Raw genomic sequence first — 21328 nt, 5'->3', positions numbered from 1 at the left:
TAAGTACCTGAAGGAAAGGACATCAACCGAGACTCCGTAAGTAGTGGCGAGCGAACGCGGACCAGGCCAGTGGCAATGAGGAATAAAGCTGAACAGGTTGGAAAACCTGGCTATAGTGGGTGACAGCCCCGTAGGCGTAGAACACTCATTGTCCTTGAGTAGGGCGGGACACGTGAAATCCTGTCTGAACATGGGGAGACCACTCTCCAAGCCTAAGTACTCGTGCATGACCGATAGCGAACAAGTACCGTGAGGGAAAGGTGAAAAGCACCCCGACAAGGGGAGTGAAATAGAACCTGAAACCGGATGCCTACAAACAGTAGGAGGGCGAAAGCCTGACTGCGTACCTTTTGTATAATGGGTCAACGACTTAGTGTAACGAGCAAGCTTAAGCCGGTAGGTGTAGGCGTAGCGAAAGCGAGTCTGAATAGGGCGTTCAGTTCGTTGCATTAGACCCGAAACCGAGTGATCTAGCCATGAGCAGGTTGAAGGTTGGGTAACACCAACTGGAGGACCGAACCCATATCTGTTGCAATAGATCGGGATGACTTGTGGCTAGGGGTGAAAGGCCAATCAAACTCGGAAATAGCTGGTTCTCCGCGAAATCTATTTAGGTAGAGCGTCGACCGAATACCCTCGGGGGTAGAGCACTGGATGGGCTATGGGGACTCACCGTCTTACTGATCCTAACCAAACTCCGAATACCGAGGAGTACTAGTCGGCAGACACACGGCGGGTGCTAACGTCCGTCGTGAAGAGGGCAACAACCCTGACCTCCAGCTAAGGTCCCCAAGTCATGGCTAAGTGGGAAAGGATGTGAGGATCCCAAAACAACCAGGATGTTGGCTTAGAAGCAGCCATCATTTAAAGAAAGCGTAACAGCTCACTGGTCTAAATAAGGGTCTTTGCGCCGAAAATGTAACGGGGCTAAAGCCATGCACCGAAGCTGAGGATATGCACTTAACGTGTATGTGGTAGCGGAGCGTTCCGTAAGTCTGTGAAGGAGGACCCGTGAGGGCCTCTGGAGATATCGGAAGTGCGAATGTTGACATGAGTAACGATAAAGGGGGTGAGAGACCCCCTCGCCGAAAGACCAAGGGTTCCTGCTTAAAGTTAATCTGAGCAGGGTTAGCCGGCCCCTAAGGCGAGGCAGAAATGCGTAGTCGATGGGAACCACGTTAATATTCGTGGGCCTGGTGGTAGTGACGGATTGCTCAACTTGTACAGTCTTATTGGATTGATTGTGCAGGGACGCGGTTCCAGGAAATAGCTCCACCAATATAGACCGTACCCGAAACCGACACAGGTGGTCAGGTAGAGTATACCAAGGCGCTTGAGAGAACTATGTTGAAGGAACTCGGCAAATTGCACGCGTAACTTCGGAAGAAGCGTGACCCCATTTTACGCAAGTATTTTGGGGTGGCACAGACCAGGGGGTAGCGACTGTTTATCAAAAACACAGGGCTCTGCGAAGTCGAAAGACGACGTATAGGGTCTGACGCCTGCCCGGTGCTGGAAGGTTAAAGGGAGGGGTGCAAGCTCTGAACTGAAGCCCCAGTAAACGGCGGCCGTAACTATAACGGTCCTAAGGTAGCGAAATTCCTTGTCGGGTAAGTTCCGACCTGCACGAATGGCGTAACGACTTCCCCGCTGTCTCCAACATAGACTCAGTGAAATTGAATTCCCCGTGAAGATGCGGGGTTCCTGCGGTCAGACGGAAAGACCCCGTGCACCTTTACTATAGCTTTACACTGGCATTCGTGTCGGCATGTGTAGGATAGGTGGTAGGCTTTGAAGCGGGGACGCCAGTTCTCGTGGAGCCATCCTTGAAATACCACCCTTATCGTCATGGATGTCTAACCGCGGTCCGTCATCCGGATCCGGGACAGTGTATGGTGGGTAGTTTGACTGGGGCGGTCGCCTCCGAAAGAGTAACGGAGGCGCGCGATGGTGGGCTCAGACCGGTCGGAAATCGGTCGTCGAGTGCAATGGCATAAGCCCGCCTGACTGCGAGACTGACAAGTCGAGCAGAGACGAAAGTCGGTCATAGTGATCCGGTGGTCCCGCGTGGAAGGGCCATCGCTCAACGGATAAAAGGTACGCCGGGGATAACAGGCTGATGACCCCCAAGAGTCCATATCGACGGGGTTGTTTGGCACCTCGATGTCGGCTCATCGCATCCTGGGGCTGGAGCAGGTCCCAAGGGTTTGGCTGTTCGCCAATTAAAGCGGTACGTGAGCTGGGTTCAGAACGTCGTGAGACAGTTCGGTCCCTATCTGCCGTGGGTGTAGGAATATTGACAGGATCTGTCCCTAGTACGAGAGGACCGGGATGGACATATCTCTGGTGGACCTGTTGTCCTGCCAAGGGCATAGCAGGGTAGCTATATATGGAATGGATAACCGCTGAAGGCATCTAAGCGGGAAACCAACCTGAAAACGAGTGTTCCCTATCAGGGCCGTGGAAGACGACCACGTTGATAGGAGGCGTGTGGACGTGCAGCAATGCATGAAGCTTAGCCTTACTAATAGCCCGATTGGCTTGATCGTTCTCATTGACCATGCTCATCAACGCGCCTTCGGCGCGGTGATGATGCCGTTCTTTGTCCTGACGCTGACGCATCCTTCGGATGCTAGGCTGCGGACGGCCCCGCGCCACTCGGCGCGACGGCCTATCGGCCTGTATGGGTGCCCAAAGCACTCCTCCAGGCCATCGAAGAACAAACCGACGTGTTCTAAACAAAACCAGCTTCTCGACACATCACCCATGCGTAGCCGCATCGGTGGATTGCCCTTAGCCGACCTGGTGGTCATGGCGGGGCGGCCGCACCCGTTCCCATTCCGAACACGGCCGTGAAACGCCCCAGCGCCAATGGTACTTCGTCTTAAGACGCGGGAGAGTAGGTCGCTGCCAGGTCTGCTAAAGGCAATCAAAACAATCTTCTCAACGAAAACAGATCTCGGTCAAAAGACCCAAAACATAAAACCAATAACGCGGGGTGGAGCAGCCCGGTAGCTCGTCAGGCTCATAACCTGAAGGCCGCAGGTTCAAATCCTGCCCCCGCAACCAAATCAACAGTCCAAATGCATTTGACGACAAAGCCCCTCACGTGGGGCTTTTTGCGTTTGTGCTCGCCGTCGAGATCCCCAAACGTTCATCGACGCAATGACGGTGGCGATCGAGCCATGAAGTCGTCCTGAGCCGCGGCCAGGAACTGCTGCCCCAGCATGTCGATCGCCTCCATCGACGCCATGATGTCGGCGATAAGCCATGGATCTGCAGGGCTGCCGGCTGGTATTACGTCAGACGTCCGGCAAGACACGAGTTGAGCAGGACCTGCTTTGACCGATGTGTCCGACACGACGGGGGCACTCCAGGACCTGATTAATGGCTGATCATCCAGGGGCGCGCTGAGGGAAATGTCTTTTCGCCATTAGGGCGATAGATCAATTTTGATTTCGATGGGTCCTTGCAACAGCCGCATCCGGGTGCGTGACTGAGGTTTTTCGACATCCTGGGCTCATGCCTGGCCTTCTCGTTCGTCTGAAGTGCCAGTCTTGTGCTCCTTTCCATCCCGGGAACGAAGGGCATGGTGAGGAAGGCCCGGTCTGAGGGTTGGCCGCAGCCTGGGCAGTCGCAGGGTTCGGCCGAGCGCGCCATCGGGCGCAGCTCGGTAAACGTTCCGCAGGCATCGCAGCGATAGTCGTAATAGGGCATGGCTGGCTCCAGATGATGGCATTCCACGGCGTGCCGAAGACGGCAGCGCTCGCCGCCTCGACACGCTCGGCAGGATCAAAGGTCAGGCGCGAGCGGCACGTCGATCTTGCCGTCAAGAAAGATCTTCGGTCCGTCCGCACCGGGTTTCATGTCGAACTCGAAGATGTCGAGCGGCAGCCAGAGGGTGGCGCAGGCATTGGGGATGTCGACGACGCCGGAAATATGGCCCTGGACGGGGGCCGTGCCGAGGATGGCATAGGCCTGGGCGCGGGTGTAGCCGAAACTTCGTCATGTATTCGATGGCGTTCAGGCAGGCCTGGCGGTAGGCGATGTGCACGTCGAGATAGTGCTGCTTGCCGCCCTCGTCGACGGAGATGCCCTCGAAGATCAGGTAGTCGTCATATTTCGGCGTGATCGGCGAGGGGCGGAAGATCGGGTTCTTGATCCCGTATTTGGCCATGCCATCCTTGATCAGCGTCACCTTGATGTGCAGCCAGCCCGCCATCTCGATGGCGCCGCAGAAGGTGATCTCGCCGTCGCCCTGGCTGAAATGCAGGTCGCCCATCGAGAGCCCGGCGCCGTCGACGTAGACCGGGAAATAGATCTTCGAGCCGCGCGACAGGTCCTTGATGTCGCAGTTGCCGCCATGCTCGCGCGGCGGGACCGTGCGTGCGCCCTCGGCGGCCGCCTTGTCGCGTGCCTCGCCCTTGAGGCTGCCCATGTGGGCGCTCGGGCCGCCGTCCGGCAGCGTCGCCAGCGCCGGCACACGGGCTGGATCCGTATCGAACAGCGCCTTCTCGCGGGTGTTCCACGTCTCCAGCATCTTGTGGTCCGGCAGGCAGCCGATCAGGCCGGGGTGGATCAGGCCTGCGTATTTGACGCCCGGGACGTGGCGCGACGAGGTGAACATACCGTGGAAGTCCCAGATCGACTTCTGCGCTTCTGGAAAATGCTCCGTCAGAAAGCCGCCGCCGTTCTTCTTGGAGAAGAAGCCGTTGAAGCCCCAGAGGCTGTTGTCGAAGGCGCCGATGTCGAGGATGTCGACCACCAGCAGGTCGCCCGGTTGCGCGCCCTTCACGCCGATCGGGCCGGAGAGGAAATGCACCTGGCTGAGGTCGACGTCGCGCACGTCCGATGCATCGTCGTCGTTCTTGATCTGCCCGCCGGTCCAGTCATAGGTCTCGATGCGAAAATCGTCCCCCGGCTCGACCCAGCAGGCCATGGGGATATCGGGATGCCAGCGGTTGTGGATCTTCTCGTTGCTGTGGGCGGACTCGCTGAGGTCGACCTTGATGAGCGTCTCGGGCATGCTGTTCTCCTTCCTTGGGTGGTGCGTTGATTGAGTGTCGGTTGCCGGTCAGACGGAGAGGAAGGCCGAGACCTTCTGCTCGTCGATGCCGTCGCGGGGGGATTGGTGGACGATCTGGCCCTTCTCGATCACCAGCACCCGGTCGGCCATGTCGAGCGCGAAGCTCAGCACCTGTTCGGAGACCAGGATCGAGAGACCCATCTCGTCGCGGATGCGGCAAAGGGTGCGGGCCATTTCCTTGATGATCGACGGCTGGATGCCTTCGGTCGGTTCGTCGAGGATCAGCACCTTGGGCCGGGAGGCCAGCGCCCGGGCGATCGCCAGCTGCTGCTGCTGCCCGCCCGAAAGATTGCCGCCGCGGCGGCTCTTCATGTCGAGGAGCACCGGAAACAGCTCGTAGATGTGGTCGGGCACGACCGTGTCGCCGGTGACGGTGAGACCGGTCTCGATGTTCTCCTTCACCGTCATGGCCGAGAAGATCATGCGCCCTTGCGGCACATAGGCGAGACCCGCGCCGACGCGCTGGTAGCTGTCCATCGTCTCGATCGGCGTGCTGCCGATGTGGATCCTTCCCATGGTGGAGGGGACGATGCCGATCAGCGACTTCATCAGCGTCGTCTTGCCCATGCCGTTGCGACCCATGATGGCGACGATCTCGCCGGGGGCAAGCGAGAGGTCGAGGCCGTGGATGACCTCGCTCTGGCCATAGGCGACGTGGAGGTTTTCGACTGCGAGCATGGCGGTCTCCTAGTGCCCGAGGTAGACTTCGACGACCTTGGGGTCGTGCTTGACGCGGTCCATCGTGCCCTCCGACAGCACCTTGCCCTGATGCAGCACGGTGACGCGGTGGGCGATGTCCTCGACGAACTTCATGTCGTGCTCGATGACGATCACCGACTGGTTGCGGATGATGGTGTTGAGCAGTTCGGCCGTCTTCACCCGCTCGGCGATGCTCATGCCGGCGACCGGCTCGTCGAGCATCAGGAGCTTCGGGCTCTGGATCAGCAGCATGCCGATCTCCAGCCACTGCTTCTGACCGTGGCTGAGGATCGCGGCTTCGGTGTCGAGGTGCTCCTTCAGGAAGATCATCTCGGCGACTTCCTCGACCCGGTCGCGGACCTCGGCATCGCGGCGGAAGAACAGCGCGCCGAAGACATTGCGGCCGCGAGGGAAGGACAGCTCGAGGTTCTCGAAGACCGTCAGGTCCTCGTAGATCGACGGGTTCTGGAACTTGCGACCAACGCCCGCATGGACGATCTCGTGCTCGCGCATGCCCGTCAGCTCCTGGCCCTTGAAGCGGATCGAGCCCTCCGTCGGCCTGGTGCGGCCGCAGATCAGGTCGAGGACGGTCGTCTTGCCCGCGCCATTGGGGCCGATGATGACTCGGATCTCGTTCTCATCGACATAGAAGGAGAGGTCGTTGACGGCCTTGAAGCCGTCGAAAGAGACCGTCAGGCCCTCGACGCTGAGGAGGAAATCGGCAGGTGCGCTGGGATCCATGGTTGAAAGCCCTTCACTTGGCGGAGGAGGAAAGGGGCACGCCACCGGCACGCCAGAGGGGCAGGCGCTGTGCAAGCTTCAGAAGTGCCGGTTCGACATGATCGCGGAAGACGCCGGCAAGCCCGTTCGGGAAGGCCATGACGACCGCGATGAACAGCCCACCCATGGCAAACAGCCAGAGCTCGGGAAAGCTCTCGGAAAACGTGGTCTTGGCGAAGTTGACGAGAAGGGCGCCATAGACGGCGCCAAACAGCGACATGCGTCCGCCGACCGCGCAGAAGATGACCATTTCGATCGACGGAACGATGCCGACGAAGGAGGGCGACATGAACCCCACCTGCAGGGTAAACATCGCTCCGCCGATGGCGGAGAAGGCCGCCGCCAGGCAGAAGATGAAGATCTTGAAGTTGGCGACGTCATAGCCGGAAAAGCGGACGCGGTCCTCGCGGTCGCGCATGGCGACCAGCAGGCGGCCGAACTTGGAGACGCGCACGAACTGGGCCGCGACGAGGCAGGCGATCAGAAGCACGGCGTTGACGAAATAGAGCACCGTCTTTGCGTCGTCGGTGCGGATGTCCCAGCCCAGCAGCGTCCGCAGGTCGGTAATGCCGTTGACGCCGCCGGTATACCCCTGCTGGCCGATGATGAGGATGGTGAGGATCGCCGCGACGGCCTGGGTGATGATGGCGAAATAGACGCCACCGACGCGCCGCTTGAACATCGCCGCGCCGATGATGTAGGCGAAGATCGCAGGCACGGCGACGATGGCGACGAGCGTGAAGCTGAGCGAATGGAACGGCTGCCACCAGAAGGGCAGTTCGGTGATCTGGTTCCAGTCCATGAAGTCCGGAATGCCCGGCGTCGACTGGATCTTCGTGGCCTCCGGCGTCGACGCCTCGAGCTTCAGGAACATGGCCATGCAATAGCCCCCGAGCCCGAAGAAGATGCCCTGGCCGAGGCTCAGGATCCCGCCGAGACCCCAGCACAAGACGAGGCCGATCGCGACGAAGGCATAGGTCAGGTACTTGCCGACGAGGTTCAGGCGGAAGGTGTCGACGCCGATCGGGATGACGATCAGGATGATGGCGGCGAGAAGGGCGAGAGCAAGCCATTCGCGGGGTCTGAAAAGCTGGGTATCGGAGGTCATGGGCTGGTCCTCAGCGGCGGATGTTGAGAGTGAACAGGCCTTGCGGGCGCAGCATCAGGATGCCCACGACGGTGAGCAGGGTCAGGACCTTGGCCATCGACCCGCTCATGAAGAATTCCATCGTCGACTGGGCCTGCGAGATGGTGAAGGCGGAGGCGATGGTGCCGATCAGGCTGCCGGCGCCGCCGAAGACGACCACCAGGAAGGTATCGACGATGTAGAGCTGGCCGGCGGTGGGGCCGGTGGAGCCGATCATCGTGAAGGCCGCACCGGCGATCCCGGCGATGCCGCAGCCGAGCCCGAAGGTCAGCCGGTCGACGCGCTTGGTGTTGATGCCGACGGCGCCGGCCATCACCCGGTTCTGCAGCACGGCTCGCACCTGCTTGCCGAAGGTCGAGCGGGCCATCATCAGGTAGACGCCGAAGGCGATCAGGATCGTCAGCCCCATGACGAAAAGGCCGTTGATCGGGATCTCGATCATGTCAGTCAGCGCCACCGATCCCATCATCCAGTCCGGCAGCGTGACGCCCACCTCGCGGGCGCCGAAGACGGAGCGGTAGAGCTGCTGCAGGATCAGCGACAGGCCCCAGGTGGCGAGAAGCGTGTCGAGCGGGCGCCGGTAGAGATGCCGGATGAGGGCCCATTCGACCAGAACCCCCAGCGCGAAGGAGGCGCAGAAGGCGAGCACCATGGCGGCGAAGAAGTAGACCGGAAACAGCACCGGCACATAGGTCGTCACCAGGTGCGAGCAGAGGTAGGTGACATAGGCGCCGAGGATCATGAACTCGCCGTGGGCCATGTTGATGACGCCCATCTGTCCGAAGATGATCGCCAGGCCGAGCGCCATGAGCACGAACACGGAAAACAGGCTGAGGCCCGCAAAGCCCTGCATGGCCAGGATCGAACTGAATTCGCCGAAGGTATAGTCGCCAATCATCGTGGCCTCGCCGGTTCGCAGTCGTTGGATAGGAGAAAGGACGCTGCCCGCCCGGAGCCGAGGGGCAGCGTCAGGCGAGGCTTACTGGTAGCCTTCGGGGAAGGGATCGGGCTCCATCAGGTCGCTCGTCTCGTAGACCACCTTGTACTGGCCATCGAGCTGGGCATGGCCGACACGGGCCTTGGACCAGAGGTGATGGTTCTCGTGGATCTTGACGTAGCCCTCCGGCGCCGTGGTGAGCTCGATGCCCGGCGAGGCTGCCCTGACCTTGTCGATGTCGAAGGAGCCGGCTTTCTCGACGGCGGCCTTCCACAGCCAGGGACCGAGATAGGCCGCCTGGGTGACGTCGCCGATGACGATGTCGTCGCCCCACATCTTCTTGAAGGCTTCGACGAAGGCCTTGTTGTTGTCGTTGTCCAGGCTCTGGAAGTATTTCATCATGGCGTAGGCGCCGGCCATGTTCTCGCCGCCGATGCCGAGGATTTCGTCCTCCGTCACCGAGATCGTCAGGAGCAGAGGCTTTTCCTTGGCAAGATCGATGCCGGCGGCCTTCAACTGCTTGTAGAAGGCGACGTTGGAGCCGCCGACGACGATCGCATAAATGACGTCTGGCTTCCTCAGCTTGATCTTATTGATCACCGAGTTGAACTGGGTGTGACCGAGCGGATAATATTCCTCGCCGACCACTTCGAGCCCGAGCTTTTCGATGTGCTTGCGGGCGATCTTGTTGGAGGTGCGCGGCCAGATATAGTCCGAGCCGAGGAGGTAGAAGGACTTCGCGCCCTTCTCCTTCACGACCCAGTCGATGCCGGCAAGGATCTGCTGGGTGGCTTCCTGGCCGGTGTAGATGACGTTCGGGCTTTCCTCCAGACCCTCGTAGAATGTCGGATAGTAGAGCATACCGTTGTACTGCTCGAAGACCGGCAGCACGGCCTTGCGCGAGGCGGACGTCCAGCAACCGAAGACGGCTGCGGCCTTGTCCTGGACCAGCAGCTTCTTCGCCTTCTCGGCGAATGTGGGCCAGTCCGAGGCGCCATCTTCCTGGATGAACTCGATCTTGCGGCCCAGCACGCCGCCCATGGCGTTGATCTGCTCGATCGCCAGCTTCTCGGCCTGCACCGAGCCGGTCTCGCTGATCGCCATGGTGCCGGTGACGGAGTGCAGGATGCCGACTTTCACGGTATCGTCGGTGACAGCGAGCCCCCGTGGGTTCTGACTTCTGCTGTGACATGGGCCTCTCCTGGACGGCGCATCGGATCCGATGTCGAACCGTACGTTATACCGTAACGTTTTCCGTTGACGAACGTAATAACATTACCTAAGCAGTCGCTGTCAATCCCTGAGGATGCGATGAGCGACATTTGCCTGAAACTCGATAACTTCACCCTGGGCTATCAGGGCCATGCCGCCATTCATCATCTGAGCGGTGCACTCAAGCGCGGCTCGCTGACGGCTGTCGTGGGGGCAAACGGATCGGGGAAGTCGACGCTCCTCAAGGGAATTTCGGGCATTCTGCGGCCGATGAGCGGCACATGCGCATCGTCATTCAAGCGCCTTGCCTATCTTCCCCAACAGTCGGAGCTGGATCGCAGCTTCCCCGCCCGGGTGATCGATCTTGTATCTCTGGGCTTCTGGCAGCGGCGTGGCCTGCTTGGGCGGATGACCCCCGGCGATCGGGCGGATCTGTCCGGTTGCTTGAAGGCCGTCGGTCTTGCCGGCTTCGAGAAAAGACCGATCGACAGCCTGTCCGGCGGGCAGATGCAGCGCGCGCTGTTTGCGCGCACCATGCTGCAGGATGCCGATCTGATCCTGCTCGACGAACCCTTCAACGCCGTTGACGACCGGACCATCCGCGACCTCATCGCGCTCATCAAGGCCTGGGTTGCCGAAGGACGAACCGTCTTGTGCGTCCTGCACGATCATTCGCTGGTGCATGAGCATTTTCCGGAAACAATGCTGCTCGCGCGCAAGCTCGTGAGTTGGGGACAAACGGCGGCGGTCATGACGCCCGACAATCTGGTGCGGGCGAGGGGGTTCCAGGAGGCCTGGGACGAGAACGCCGGCTGGTGCGAGGAGCGGCTGCCCGAAGCGGATCACGGGCATGTCCATCTCGAGGCGGAAACCCTGAACAAGAAGGTGGTCCGCCTTGTTTGATTATCTGTTCGGTCCCTTCCTGCAATACGGATTCATGCAACGAGCGCTCTTCGGGTCGCTGATCCTGTCGATTACTTGCGCGCCGGTCGGCGTGTTCCTGATGCTGCGGCGGATGAGCCTGACCGGCGATGCCATGTCGCACGCCATTCTTCCGGGCGCCGCGCTGGGCTTCCTGTTCTTCGGCCTCGAGATCATCCCGATGACCGTCGGGGGGCTTGCTGTCGGACTGCTCGTTGCCCTCGGCTCGGGGCTCGTTTCGCGTTTCACGGTGCAGAAGGAGGATGCCTCGATGGCAGCCTTCTATCTCATCTCGCTTGCCGTCGGCGTCCTGATCGTGTCGTGGCGCGGATCGAGCGTCGACCTGATGCATGTCCTGTTCGGATCGGTCCTGGCGCTCAATGACCAGGCGCTTAGCCTGATCGTCGGGATCGCCGTATTCACCTACGCGATACTGCTGGTGTTCTGGCGGGGGCTGGTCGCCGAATGCCTCGACCCGTTGTTCCTGCGGTCGGTTAGCCGCATCGGCGGGCCGGTCCACCTGCTGTTTCTCGTGCTGGTGGTCCTCAACCTTGTCGGCGGCTTTCAAGCTTTGGGAACGCTTCTGTCGGTCGGCTTGATGATGTTGCCGGCGGTCGGTGCCCGTTTCTGGTCCAACGATGTTCGCAGCCTCTGCGTCATCGCGGTCGCCATCGCCATGCTGTCCTCGGTCTGCGGATTGCTGCTGTCCTACCACGCATCCATGCCCTCCGGCCCTGCGATCATCTTCATCGCCGGTGCCTTCTACCTCTTTTCCGCACTGGTCGGCCGCCGGGGGGTGCTCGCCAGCCTCTTCGTCTCCGGTCGCCACAAGACAGCCTGATAACAAAAGGAGTTTCCCATGTTCAGAACCCTACGTCTCGCCACCTGCACCAGCATCCTGGTGATCGGCGGTATCGCATCCAGCGCATCTGCCGCAGAACTGAAAGTGGTCGCGAGCTTTTCCATCATTGCCGACCTCGCCAAGAATGTCGGCGGCGACCGCGTCGAGATCTCCTCGCTCGTCGGTCCCGACGGCGACGCACATGTCTATCAGCCTCGCCCGGCCGATGCCGCAGCGCTGGAAGGCGCGGACGTCGTCCTCGTCAACGGTCTGCAGTTCGAAGGCTTCATGTCGCGGCTGATCGAGACCAGCGGCACCCAGGCCGCCGTGGTGGAAGTCAGCAAGGGCATCGAGCCTCTGAAGAACGCCGAAGAAGAGCATGAGCAGCACGAGGGCGAGGCGGCCGAGGCAGGCCATGATCACGCAGGCGAGGACCATGCCGAAGCCGGCCACGATGATCACGGTCATGAAGGCCATCATCACCATGGCGAGTTCGATCCCCACGCCTGGCAGTCGATCCACAATGCCGAGACCTATGTGAAGAACATCGCGGACGCCTTCTGCGAAGCGGACAAGGCCGGTTGCGCCACCTACACGACCAACTCGCAAGCCTATCTGGTAAAGCTCGCCGAGTTGGAGACCGAGATCAAATCCGCCATCGAGGCCATTCCTGCCGAGAAGCGCACGATCATCACCTCGCACGATGCCTTCGGTTATTTCGAGCGTGACTACGGCTTGAATTTCATTGCCCCCGAGGGGGTTTCGACAGAGGCAGAAGCATCCGCGGCGGATGTGGCCAGGCTCATCGATCAAGTGAAGGAGGACAAGGCCTCGGCGATCTTCGTCGAAAACATCGCCAATCCGCGCCTTGTCGAGCAGATCGCATCGGAAACCGGCCTCACCGTCGGTGGCACGCTCTACTCCGACGCGCTCTCGGGCGAAGACGGCCAGGCGTCCACCTACATCGACATGTTTCGATACAATGTGAACACGATCACGTCCGCTATCGTCGGCCGCTGATCCGGCTGGCCCGCCTGGCGAACGGCCGGGCGGGCCCCTCATCAGCGACAATGTAATGCGGGTTCCTGGATGTTTGGCGGGCTGTTCAATCGGCGCAAGTTGGCGTGTGAAATTCTACAGGAGCCTGATGTGAGGCGTCTTTACGATTCCGTGCCGGTGATCTTGCTGACCGGCTTTCTCGGATCCGGCAAGACAACCCTGCTCAACGAGATCCTGGCCGATCCGCAGATGGCGGGCACTGCCGTGATCATCAATGAGTTCGGCACGGTTCCGATCGATCATGATCTGGTGCGAAAAGGGTCGGAGACCTACGTCCGCACCACCACCGGCTGCATCTGCTGCACCGCCTCGAGCGACATACGAATGTCCTTGTCCGACTTGCACGAAGCGCGGCTGCGGGGTGAGGTTCCGCCGGTTGCGCGCGTGGTCATCGAAACGACCGGCCTTGCCGATCCCGCGCCCATCATCAACAGCATTATCCCTGGCGGTGCGCCGGCCATGGCGCTTCGGGACCATGCGGTGGCGCGCCATTTCCATCTTGCGGGTGTGGTCACCGCCTTCGATGTCCTGAACGGACGGGCAACGCTCGACGGTTTCCTGGAAGGCTGGAAGCAGCTCGCTTTCGCCGATCATGTCATCCTGACCAAGACGGATCTGACGACGCAACAGCGGGACTGGGCAGCTGAACTTGGTGTTCTCAATCCTTCTACTTGCTACCACGACCGTCACAAGCCGGGCTTCCAGTTGCCGGTGCTGTTCGGACAGGGCAACTACACGATCTCCGGAAAGGCCGAGGACGTTCCCGGATGGCTCGCGATGGAACGGCTTGCCCAGCACCCCGACCATGCTCACGACCCGAACCGGCATGGCGATGAGATCGAAGCCATCAGCTTGAGCCATGATGTGCCGCTGTCTCCACAGGCTGTGGAGATGTTCCTTCACATCGTGACGACCAACATCAGTTCCGGCCTCCTTCGCATGAAGGGCATATTCGCACTCACGGACGATCCTGATCGTCCGCTCGTCGCCCATGCCGTGCAGCACAGGCTCCATCCGCCTCTGCGGCTGGAACAGTGGCCGGACGACAATCGCACAAGCCGCGTGGTGCTCATTGGCCAGGACATGCCGATCAAGCCGATCCGAGACCTCTTCGAAGTGCTGGCGCCACGTGCGGCAAGGAAACAATGGAGGCGAAGATGAGCGCGCCGTTCGTCAATCCACTTTCGCGTGGTTCTGCCAGTGTCCTTGGCAGGGCACGCGAGATCAAAGCCTGGGCGCGCGAGCTTTTTGGTCTTTCCGATGACGCGGTGGTATCCGTAAACGAACTTGCCTGCCACGTGCCCGGATGTCCGCCGAAGGAGACAGTGATCCTGATGATGTTCGGGGATCAGACGGTACAGGTGTCGATCCATAAGGCCGTGCTCGATGTCACCAGGGAAGACATCGACGCGGGCGCACACCTCACGAAAGACACAAGATGACGAGGTTGCCTTTGGGATCACTGACGATGTCCGCTTCTTCAAGCGGTGCGCTACCAGCGGACAGTCTGCAGCCGGCCCGACACCGAGCCGCCGCTTTGCGGTTTGGACTTCCCTTCGGCGTTCATACCACGCTCGGTTGGGAGCGATGGCACACCTTTTTCATGCCCGTATCAGGATAGCTGACAGATTGCGGGTCACGATTCAGTGGCCGACCCGGCTGCTTGCGGAGATATGCGCCAGCTTGTCCGGGTTTCGGGTCTTGTAGATCGCCAGTATCCGGCCGTCCTCGATCTCGAACGACGTCGTCTGGAGGGTACCGTTGTATAGGCTGATGTAGCCCGGAAGACCGTCGATCCAGACTGTGCGCACAAGGGTTTCGACGTCGCCGTACTTACGGAACAGGCCCCCGTAGAGCCGCAAGGCCCTGTCCATCCCGGCAATGGCGTTTGGAAAGGCCAAGACCTTGCCGCCCCCGTCAGACACGATCCTGACGCCCTCGGCGAGGAGCGTCCGAAGGCCTCCGATATCGCCGGTTCGCGTCGCGTCGAGGAAGGCCGTAGCGATCCGTTCGCCTTCGCCGCGCGCCACGGGATAGCGAGGCGTATCGGACTGCACGTTGCGCCGGGCACGGGAGGCCAGTTGCCGGACCGCCGCGACGTCACGATCGAGGATCGAGGCAATCTCGTCCATCGGTGTATCGAAGACGTCGTGCAGAAGGAACGCCGCCCGTTCCAGGGGCGAAAGCCGCTCGAGCGCGAGCATCAGTGTCAGCGTGAGGTTGTCGGCCCGCAGTTCGTCGTCCGGTTCTGGAAGCGGGTCGGGCAGCCAGCTCCCGATATAGGTCTCTCGACGCACCCGTGCCGATTTCATCGCGTCGAGGCAGAGCCGGGTGACGATCCGACTGAGAAAGGAGGATGGGTTTTGCACTTCCCACAGGTCGACGCGCTGCCAGCGCAGCCAGGCATCCTGCACGACGTCCTGGGCCTCGGAAACCGAACTCAGCATCCGGTAGGCGAGACGCAGCAACCGTGGCCGCTGCGCCTCGAATATTTTGGTCGCTTCAGGCAACCTGTCCATTGCTTTCCTCTTGCGGATGAACGGCACGAAGGCCGACCTGGAGTCTGTTCCACAGGTTGGTAGCACCGATCGCGAGCGTCAGGTTCACGCGTTCTGCCTCGTCGAAGGCAGCCTCCACCAGGGCATAGTCCTCGTCCGGCGCGCCGGTCCGGGCGACGTTGGTGAGGGCCTCTGTCCAGGCGAGGGCTGCACGTTCGCGGGCGGAATAGAGCGAGGACTCACGCCAGCCGTCGAGCAGATAGATCCGCATCTCCGTTTCGCCGTCGGCACGGGCGGCCTTGGCATGCATGTGAAGGCAAAAGGCGCAGCCATTGATTTGCGATGCGCGCAGCTTCACGAGGTGCAATATGGTCTTGTCGAGGTTTGCCGCGATGGCAACTTCGACGGCATACATGGCCTTGATGCCGGCGGCGGCCAATGAGAAGGGCTCGGCTATGCGGGGTACCATGACGGATCTCCTTTGAAGGGTGTATCAGATTTCGGTTCTAACCGGAGCTTCGGCTTGCAGCGCAGCGCGCACGGCGGGACGCTCGAGCATCTGCCGTTTCAGTTCGACCATCTGTTGCGGGACCTCGATGTTGAAGCGTTCTGCCCAGACCAGCATGACGAACAGGTAGAAGTCGGCGACCGTCGGTTCCTTTCCGAACAGGAACGGGCTCTTCATGGCATCGCACATCAGGCGAAGATGCCCTGTTACTGTTTCAGCCGCGTGAGAGCGCTCGCGCTCCGATCCGCCATGCCACATCGGCTTGAATGCGCGGTGCAACTCGGTCGAAATAAAGGAAAGCGCCTCGATCAGCCGGCTGCGACCGAGCGGTCCCGCCGGCGCCAACTGCGGGTAGAGCGTCGCCAGATAATCGAGCACGGCGATGTTCTCTGTCAGAAGCTGGTCGTCGGGCAGAACGAGAGCGGGGACATAACCCTTGGCGCTGACGGTTCTGAAGTCGATGCCGTGTTCCGTCATGTGCGTGCGGATGTCGACGCGCTCGATCTCGAACGCGTGTCCCGCCTCATGCAGCGCGATGTGATCGGCCAGGCTGCAGGCGCCCGGCGCGTAATAGAGCTTCATCCGCTTCATGCCCTCAGCTCGCCGCGATGCAGGAATGTCTCGAAGGTGGTGGCGGCGATCCTGGCGGGCCCTGAGGGCACCAGCGACGTTTCATCGAGCAGGACGCCGAAATAGGTCGATGCCGGATCCGTCACGACGACACGCGGATCATGCGCTGCGGAGAGGAAGCGCGCGACCATGCGGTCGAGCGGCTGACGATCCGGGCCGGCGATTTCGACCAGACCGTTCACAGGCGCCGCCAGGGCCATGTCTGCCACTGCCTCGGCCACATCGTCGGAGATGATCGGCTGGATCAGCGACGACGACAGCCGCACCTCGTTGCCCTGCGTTGCCCCGCGCGCGATAGCGCCCATGAACTCGAAGAACTGCGTCGAATGGATGATCGTGTAGGGAATGCCGGAGGCTGCAATCAGATCTTCCTGCGCCTGCTTGGCGCGGAAATAGCCGCTGGCCTGCAGTTTTGCTGTCCCGACCACGGACAATGCAACGTGGTGCCCGACGCCGGCTTCCTTCTCGGCAGCCAGAAGGTTGCGGCCCGAGGTCTGGAAGAACTCCATCGCAGCGACGTCCTCGAAGGAGGGCGAGTTGGCGAGGTCGATGACGACCGATGCTCCCGCGAGTGCTGCGTTGAGACCAGCGCCCGTGATCGTATCGACGCCGGTTGATGGTGCAGCGGCAATGACCTCATGGCCGCGTTCTCTTAACTTTGCGACGGTCTTGGACCCGATCAGGCCGGTTCCGCCGATGATGACGATTTTCATGGTCGTGGCTCCTTTGGGATGCTTCACGAACAAGACGAGACAAGAGACGCCGACGTGACATCGAGTGATGGATTTAATTCTGTCGACACCGAGGTGTCTTCGCAGCCTTCAGGTTCTGCCGGCACGTCTTGCGCGGTTAGACCCGTCATCCAGTCGAAGGGGAGGCCAATGGCTCATTCGGAGGCGTAGCCAAACGCTCCGAAGAGCCGACAAGGCCGATGAACAAGGCTCGCGGATTCAGGCGAGCTTTAAGCGCCGATGCAATTCATGGAGAACCACACAGGGAACTTTTCCGCGCTGGTCTTGCGCTGTTGGGGGAGCGTCGTGAGCTGTGACAAGCCGCCACTATAGTCGACGGGGGGCTGCCGAAAGCGTTTGTGCCTTGTAGGCGCAGAGCGTGGCCGTCTGCAGGAATCGGGTGGCGGGTTGCTTGGCCCAATGCGTATGTCGGAGCTTCCAACAAGGAGTGGACCATGGGAATGCTGCAAGACAAAGTCGCTATTGTAACGGGTGCATCATCAGGGATTGGCCGCGCCACAGCGATGCTGTTCGCCGCTGAAGGTGCTGCCCTGGTTTTGAACGCTCGCGGAAAATCAGGCTTAGAAAAAGTCGCTGAGACAATCCGGGCTCAGGGTGGACGTGTTCACCTGGTGGTTGGCGATGTAGGCCTACCGGACACTCACGATGAACTGGTTGCTGACGCCGTGCGAGTTTTTGGTGGCTTGGACATCGCTTTCAACAATGCAGCGACGGTCGGACCCATAAAGCCACTCGCAGAGGTCACCTTGTCAGAATGGCAAGAAACACTTGCGACCAACCTCACCTCAGCTTTCGTTGCAAGTCGCAGTCAGATCCCCCTTCTCCTGGAAAGGGGCGGTGGCTCCATCATATTCACATCCAGTTTCGTCGGCACCAGTGTCGGTCTTCCCGGCATGGGGGCCTACGCAGCGTCCAAGGCGGGACTGATGGGGCTCGTGAAGGGGATCACCGCCGACTATGCCAGCAGGGGTGTGAGGGCGAATGCACTCCTGCCCGGCGGCTCCGATACTGCGATGGCTGGCGATGAAGCGCAGAAGGAATGGGCAGCAGGTCTGCACGCCATGAAACGGATAGCGCAGCCGGAAGAGATTGCCCAAGCTGCCCTGTTCCTCGCCAGTTCCATGTCAAGTTTTGTTGCCGGTTCTGCATTGTTCGCAGACGGTGGAAACTCCGCAGTGAAATAGCTAAGCGAAAACCGTACACACTATGTCGTCAAGCGCGGCAAAGGCGCTTGACGACACTCGGCCGGAGTGCGCTTACCGGGAGCGAGTTCAGGGCGTGTGATCGATATGCGCCAATCACGGCCATCGCGATGTTAGGCGGCCGGCATGGAAAACGTTAGCCCAACGGGACAGTCATCGAAGATGAACACCGAAAAGATCGAAACCGAGAGGTTGACGCTAAGTCCCTATTCGTTGGCGGACTATCAGCCGTATCTGGCAATGTGTTCTGATCCAGTCGTTACTCGCTTCCTGGGTGGGCAAGCCTTCTCGGCGGAGGACGCGTGGAATCGCGTGTTGCGCTACGCCGGCCACTGGTCGCTGTTGGGATACGGAATATTCGCCGTAATCGAGAAAAGCACCGGCGACTACATTGGTGAAACAGGGCTAGCTAACGTTTGCAGAGGCCTTGGTGAAAACTTCGATGATTTCGGGGAAGCCAGTTGGACGTTCTCATCAAGAGTACATGGTCTTGGCCTTGCATTTGAAGCGGCCGACGCTGCTCACGGATGGTATGCAGATCGCATGCTCGAGTGCCGCACGGTATGCCTTATTCATGAGAAAAACACGTCTTCCCGCAAGATGGCAGGGCGGTTGGGTTACGCCGCATTCGGCGAGGCAATTTATCGGGGCGAACCGATGATTATGCTTCAGCGCAGCGTAGCCAAATAACTCAGCGCCAGCCTCGTGGTCCAGGCAAGAGCCTCATTCGCGACAGCTTCGCGCCTTCATTTCCGGCGCAGAGGCCACCCCCCTATGCGCCGTAAAACGGACATGCCTTCTGGCCGTGATGTTGCCTGTGCCCGCGTCGTCGATGGTTGACCAGATGACCACGCAATCGGAAGCGGACATTGTGCTTCTTACATGCGCCTTAAGGGCGTACTGCGAGCAAGTGCGGTATCGCAGTCGTTGAAAGCTTACCAACGGCGTCGATCAGCCAGCGCGTCTCAGTCGGCCCGAACTCTCCCAAATCCCTGACCGAAGGAGACCTGCTGAATCGCCAAACAGCGGCTGTCAGTAACGGTGACGGCAGACGCGACAGCACCGCGAAGAAGCGCGGGCGCAAGACGTGTCCCATGTTCCGTACAACAGTCGCGCCCTCCTTCAAGGCCAAAGCAAGCTTTCTCGCCTCGGCCCATGTCAGCGCCTCCCTGCGTTGCCATGTCCAAAGCCCGGCTACGAAGAATGGCACGGTCATTGCGACATGGCTGCGCAAGAAGGCATTCATGTCGGGCTCCACCTCGGTCGGCAGTCCCGCTTCCTTGAAAACCTCAGCCAAATCCGGACGTGCCAGCGTCGTGACCATACCGGGCCCGTCGACCTTGTGACTTAGCCGGTCGTTTTCAAGGAACGCTTTCATGTTCGGGAAACCAGCCGTCAGACGCCCGGAACCGAGAGCATCGCTATATCTCTCAGTGCCGTAGAACGTGTTGAACATGAGCAATATCGTCTTTGCAGCACTGTTCTGCAATTGCGGCAACAAGGCTTGAATCTGATGTTCCGGCACTGTGACGATAGCCAGGTCATAAGGTTCCGTCGGATCAACGCACGGGACGGCGTCGACAGGCGCGGCCTGGCCATCGACGGTGATAATTGCTTTGTCACTAATCAGCGCTTCGAGACGGGCGCCGCGCGCGACGACCGTGACGTCATGTCCTGTCTGAGAAAGATGGAAAGCAAAAACGCTTCCAATTCGGCCAGCGCCTAAGATGATGATTTTCATATCGCCATGATAGCGCGACGTGGATATTCTGAAAATGGAAAAACATGGAAAGCCGATTACCGTTTATGGAAAACATATCGTGGGATGATCTGCGTGTGCTGCTGGCTGTCCATCGTGCCGGCAGCCTGCTCGGCGCTGGCCGGTTGCTCGGTCTTTCGACGTCGACCACCGGCCGGCGCCTGGACGCGCTCGAGTCGGCTGTCGGTGCGAAGCTGGTCCACCGTGATCAGAAGGGCGCGGAACTGGCCCCTGCCGCGGTGCGCCTGGTGCAACTGGCAGAGGGGTTCGAACACGGCTTACTTGCGCAGCAGCGGGACAAGCAACTCGTCGCCGGTACGATCAAGGTTTCCGTGCCGGACGGCCTGGCCGCAGCCATCGCCCAAGCACTGATGACCTTTCATCGCGAACATCCGCGTATCGACATCGAGCTTGTCGGCGAAAACAGGATGGCCGACGTGGCAAAACGGGAAGCGGATATTGCGCTGCGGCTCGTCCGTTCGACGTCGACCCTCCTGGTCCAGAAACAAGTTGCGACGCTGCGTTTCTCCCTGTTCGCTTCGGCTGACTACGCCCGCCGCAGGTTGCCGGATCGACGGCTTCGGAAACAGGATGCTGCAGCTCATAATTTCATTGGACTGGATACCCGGTGGAAGGAATTACCCCAGGAGAGTTGGATGGTGCAGCTGGGGGCCATCCGCTTCGCCTTGCGGTCGAGTTCGATGGACGCAGTGAAAGAGGCCGTTCGCCAAGGCATGGGCTTGGCTGCTTTGGTGGAGCAGGAGCAGCAACATGCCGATCTGGTCCGCCTCACCACCGAGAGCGCAGGGCCGACCCAGCCCCTCTATCTTGTCTACCACCGCGACCTGCGCAGTGCACCGCATCTTCGCGCGGCTGTGAAATCCATTGAAAGCTACATTCGCGCTTTGCGCTGAGTGCGGCTTTCTGGCGAACATTGTTGATTTAGCCGAACACGTACGGTCTGGTCGGCGCTGGCGGGGCTAGGCGAACAAGCAACACGAAGTCCAGGCTCAGACGCTCGTCGGGACGCGACGATGGCAGATCCAACGAACGTCTCGTCTCCAAGGCAGGCCTGCTTTCGACCGCTGCGCTTGCGCACTGTGAGCTTCTCCTCGCAATGGAGACGGCGGAGCTTTTTCAGCTTGGCGTTCTCATCCTCGAACGCCTTCAGCTTGCGGGCATTGGACACGTCCATGCCGCCATACTTCCCCTTGCATTTGTCAAAAATCGCATCCGAGATGCCGTGCTTGCGCGTAAACGCTCCAATCGTCCGTCTCCCGATTCCAAGGGAGTTTCA

At 60.4% G+C, this 21328-nt stretch carries 19 protein-coding genes, 1 tRNA gene, 2 rRNA genes and 2 pseudogenes (1 of these 24 cut by a window edge); 11 read left to right on the top strand and 13 right to left on the bottom strand.

The genetic code is table 11. From position 1 onward, the window contains the following. The 3 genes from M1E10_RS23665 to M1E10_RS23655 form a co-directional block, all read left to right on the top strand. Positions 1–2549, top strand: a 23S ribosomal RNA gene (locus tag M1E10_RS23665); it begins 252 nt to the left of the window's first position. 252 nt (positions 2550–2801) lie between these two features. Continuing rightward, positions 2802–2916, top strand: a 5S ribosomal RNA gene (gene rrf / locus M1E10_RS23660). 76 nt (positions 2917–2992) lie between these two features. Continuing rightward, positions 2993–3069: transfer RNA gene (locus M1E10_RS23655), tRNA-Met, on the top strand. Between the two features lie 315 nt (positions 3070–3384). On the opposite strand, the gene M1E10_RS23650 is transcribed toward M1E10_RS23655, so the two are convergent. The 7 genes and pseudogenes from M1E10_RS23650 to urtA all read right to left on the bottom strand — a co-directional run bounded on the left by M1E10_RS23650 (position 3385) and on the right by urtA (position 9873). Then, complete coding sequence (locus M1E10_RS23650; RefSeq protein ID WP_499175219.1) at positions 3385–3717, bottom strand: FmdB family zinc ribbon protein; 333 nt, start codon at positions 3715–3717, stop codon at positions 3385–3387. Between the two features lie 75 nt (positions 3718–3792). Further along, positions 3793–5026, bottom strand: a pseudogene (gene fmdA, locus M1E10_RS23645) (formamidase). Positions 5027–5074: 48 nt separating this feature from the next. Then, a complete protein-coding gene (gene urtE / locus M1E10_RS23640; protein WP_499175218.1) occupies positions 5075–5764 on the bottom strand; it encodes an ABC transporter ATP-binding protein in 690 nt (229 codons plus the stop codon). 9 nt (positions 5765–5773) lie between these two features. Further along, on the bottom strand, positions 5774–6526 hold the full coding sequence (urtD, locus tag M1E10_RS23635) for an ABC transporter ATP-binding protein (RefSeq protein WP_499175217.1): 753 nt from the start codon (positions 6524–6526) through the stop codon (positions 5774–5776). A gap of 13 nt (positions 6527–6539) precedes the next feature. Next, on the bottom strand, positions 6540–7673 hold the full coding sequence (urtC, locus tag M1E10_RS23630; protein WP_499175216.1) for an urea ABC transporter permease subunit UrtC: 1134 nt from the start codon (positions 7671–7673) through the stop codon (positions 6540–6542). Between the two features lie 10 nt (positions 7674–7683). Next, positions 7684–8610, bottom strand: coding sequence for an ABC transporter permease (gene urtB, locus M1E10_RS23625; RefSeq protein WP_499175215.1), 927 nt, complete (start codon positions 8608–8610; stop codon positions 7684–7686). 81 nt (positions 8611–8691) lie between these two features. Next, positions 8692–9873 carry an urea ABC transporter substrate-binding protein gene (gene urtA / locus M1E10_RS23620; protein ID WP_499177292.1) on the bottom strand — a complete coding sequence of 394 codons (1182 nt, stop codon included), beginning with the start codon at positions 9871–9873 and terminating at the stop codon, positions 8692–8694. An 87-nt stretch (positions 9874–9960) separates the two neighbouring features. On the opposite strand from urtA, the gene aztA reads away from it, so the two are divergent. From aztA to M1E10_RS23595, 5 genes are all read left to right on the top strand, one after another. After that, complete coding sequence (aztA, locus tag M1E10_RS23615) at positions 9961–10764, top strand: metal ABC transporter ATP-binding protein (protein WP_499175214.1); 804 nt, start codon at positions 9961–9963, stop codon at positions 10762–10764. A gap of 34 nt (positions 10765–10798) precedes the next feature. Continuing rightward, positions 10799–11623, top strand: coding sequence for an ABC transporter permease family protein (aztB, locus tag M1E10_RS23610; protein ID WP_499177291.1), 825 nt, complete (start codon positions 10799–10801; stop codon positions 11621–11623). Between the two features lie 18 nt (positions 11624–11641). After that, positions 11642–12643, top strand: a complete 1002-nt coding sequence (gene aztC / locus M1E10_RS23605) for a metal ABC transporter substrate-binding protein (RefSeq protein ID WP_499175213.1) — start codon at positions 11642–11644, stop codon at positions 12641–12643. Positions 12644–12772: 129 nt separating this feature from the next. Further along, complete coding sequence (locus M1E10_RS23600; RefSeq protein WP_499175212.1) at positions 12773–13843, top strand: CobW family GTP-binding protein; 1071 nt, start codon at positions 12773–12775, stop codon at positions 13841–13843. Next, positions 13840–14124, top strand: coding sequence for a hypothetical protein (locus M1E10_RS23595; protein ID WP_499175211.1), 285 nt, complete (start codon positions 13840–13842; stop codon positions 14122–14124). Before M1E10_RS23600 ends, M1E10_RS23595 begins: the two co-directional genes overlap by 4 nt. A gap of 201 nt (positions 14125–14325) precedes the next feature. Here M1E10_RS23595 and M1E10_RS23590 read toward each other — a convergent pair whose 3' ends face one another. The 4 genes from M1E10_RS23590 to M1E10_RS23575 are packed head-to-tail and all read right to left on the bottom strand — an operon-like array spanning position 14326 to position 17031. Then, on the bottom strand, positions 14326–15201 hold the full coding sequence (locus tag M1E10_RS23590) for a sigma-70 family RNA polymerase sigma factor (RefSeq protein ID WP_499175210.1): 876 nt from the start codon (positions 15199–15201) through the stop codon (positions 14326–14328). Continuing rightward, positions 15185–15649 carry a carboxymuconolactone decarboxylase family protein gene (locus tag M1E10_RS23585; RefSeq protein ID WP_499175209.1) on the bottom strand — a complete coding sequence of 155 codons (465 nt, stop codon included), beginning with the start codon at positions 15647–15649 and terminating at the stop codon, positions 15185–15187. Before M1E10_RS23585 ends, M1E10_RS23590 begins: the two co-directional genes overlap by 17 nt. Positions 15650–15673: 24 nt before the next feature. Beyond that, positions 15674–16279, bottom strand: a complete 606-nt coding sequence (locus tag M1E10_RS23580; RefSeq protein ID WP_499175208.1) for a glutathione S-transferase family protein — start codon at positions 16277–16279, stop codon at positions 15674–15676. Next, a complete protein-coding gene (locus M1E10_RS23575) occupies positions 16276–17031 on the bottom strand; it encodes an SDR family oxidoreductase (protein ID WP_499175207.1) in 756 nt (251 codons plus the stop codon). Before M1E10_RS23575 ends, M1E10_RS23580 begins: the two co-directional genes overlap by 4 nt. A gap of 473 nt (positions 17032–17504) precedes the next feature. Between M1E10_RS23575 and M1E10_RS23570 the strand changes: the two genes are divergently transcribed. Together M1E10_RS23570 and M1E10_RS23565 are read left to right on the top strand one after the other, a co-directional pair. Continuing rightward, positions 17505–18254, top strand: a complete 750-nt coding sequence (locus tag M1E10_RS23570) for an SDR family oxidoreductase (RefSeq protein WP_499175206.1) — start codon at positions 17505–17507, stop codon at positions 18252–18254. Positions 18255–18434: 180 nt separating this feature from the next. Then, positions 18435–18962 (top strand): GNAT family N-acetyltransferase, encoded by a 528-nt coding sequence (locus M1E10_RS23565; protein WP_499175205.1) that lies wholly within the window; start codon positions 18435–18437, stop codon positions 18960–18962. Positions 18963–19161: 199 nt separating this feature from the next. Here M1E10_RS23565 and M1E10_RS23560 read toward each other — a convergent pair whose 3' ends face one another. Beyond that, on the bottom strand, positions 19162–20013 hold the full coding sequence (locus tag M1E10_RS23560) for a ketopantoate reductase family protein (protein ID WP_499175204.1): 852 nt from the start codon (positions 20011–20013) through the stop codon (positions 19162–19164). Between the two features lie 44 nt (positions 20014–20057). Here M1E10_RS23560 and M1E10_RS23555 point away from each other — a divergent pair, with 44 nt between their 5' ends. After that, entirely contained in the window at positions 20058–20945 is an 888-nt protein-coding gene (locus M1E10_RS23555) for a LysR family transcriptional regulator (RefSeq protein WP_499175203.1), read from the top strand. A gap of 215 nt (positions 20946–21160) precedes the next feature. Here the strand turns inward: M1E10_RS23555 and M1E10_RS23550 are convergent. Further along, positions 21161–21283, bottom strand: a pseudogene (locus M1E10_RS23550) (transposase); the annotation flags it as partial. Between the last annotated feature and the right edge of the window lie 45 nt (positions 21284–21328).

The sequence above is a fragment of the Rhizobium sp. PK7-22 genome, from assembly GCF_056530405.1.
This window is presented reverse-complemented; position numbering and strand designations above follow the sequence as displayed.

What these genes read in the sequence shown, in the direction of transcription:
- M1E10_RS23650 (WP_499175219.1), bottom strand. Translation starts at nt 3,717, where the DNA reads ATGCCCTATTACGACTATCGCTGCGATGCCTGCGGAACGTTTACCGAG.
- urtE (WP_499175218.1), bottom strand. Translation starts at nt 5,764, where the DNA reads ATGCTCGCAGTCGAAAACCTCCACGTCGCCTATGGCCAGAGCGAGGTC.
- urtD (WP_499175217.1), bottom strand. Translation starts at nt 6,526, where the DNA reads ATGGATCCCAGCGCACCTGCCGATTTCCTCCTCAGCGTCGAGGGCCTG.
- urtC (WP_499175216.1), bottom strand. Translation starts at nt 7,673, where the DNA reads ATGACCTCCGATACCCAGCTTTTCAGACCCCGCGAATGGCTTGCTCTC.
- urtB (WP_499175215.1), bottom strand. Translation starts at nt 8,610, where the DNA reads ATGATTGGCGACTATACCTTCGGCGAATTCAGTTCGATCCTGGCCATG.
- aztA (WP_499175214.1), top strand. Translation starts at nt 9,961, where the DNA reads ATGAGCGACATTTGCCTGAAACTCGATAACTTCACCCTGGGCTATCAG.
- aztB (WP_499177291.1), top strand. Translation starts at nt 10,799, where the DNA reads ATGCAACGAGCGCTCTTCGGGTCGCTGATCCTGTCGATTACTTGCGCG.
- aztC (WP_499175213.1), top strand. Translation starts at nt 11,642, where the DNA reads ATGTTCAGAACCCTACGTCTCGCCACCTGCACCAGCATCCTGGTGATC.
- M1E10_RS23595 (WP_499175211.1), top strand. Translation starts at nt 13,840, where the DNA reads ATGAGCGCGCCGTTCGTCAATCCACTTTCGCGTGGTTCTGCCAGTGTC.
- M1E10_RS23590 (WP_499175210.1), bottom strand. Translation starts at nt 15,201, where the DNA reads ATGGACAGGTTGCCTGAAGCGACCAAAATATTCGAGGCGCAGCGGCCA.
- M1E10_RS23585 (WP_499175209.1), bottom strand. Translation starts at nt 15,649, where the DNA reads ATGGTACCCCGCATAGCCGAGCCCTTCTCATTGGCCGCCGCCGGCATC.
- M1E10_RS23580 (WP_499175208.1), bottom strand. Translation starts at nt 16,279, where the DNA reads ATGAAGCGGATGAAGCTCTATTACGCGCCGGGCGCCTGCAGCCTGGCC.
- M1E10_RS23575 (WP_499175207.1), bottom strand. Translation starts at nt 17,031, where the DNA reads ATGAAAATCGTCATCATCGGCGGAACCGGCCTGATCGGGTCCAAGACC.
- M1E10_RS23570 (WP_499175206.1), top strand. Translation starts at nt 17,505, where the DNA reads ATGGGAATGCTGCAAGACAAAGTCGCTATTGTAACGGGTGCATCATCA.
- M1E10_RS23565 (WP_499175205.1), top strand. Translation starts at nt 18,435, where the DNA reads ATGAACACCGAAAAGATCGAAACCGAGAGGTTGACGCTAAGTCCCTAT.
- M1E10_RS23560 (WP_499175204.1), bottom strand. Translation starts at nt 20,013, where the DNA reads ATGAAAATCATCATCTTAGGCGCTGGCCGAATTGGAAGCGTTTTTGCT.
- M1E10_RS23555 (WP_499175203.1), top strand. Translation starts at nt 20,058, where the DNA reads ATGGAAAGCCGATTACCGTTTATGGAAAACATATCGTGGGATGATCTG.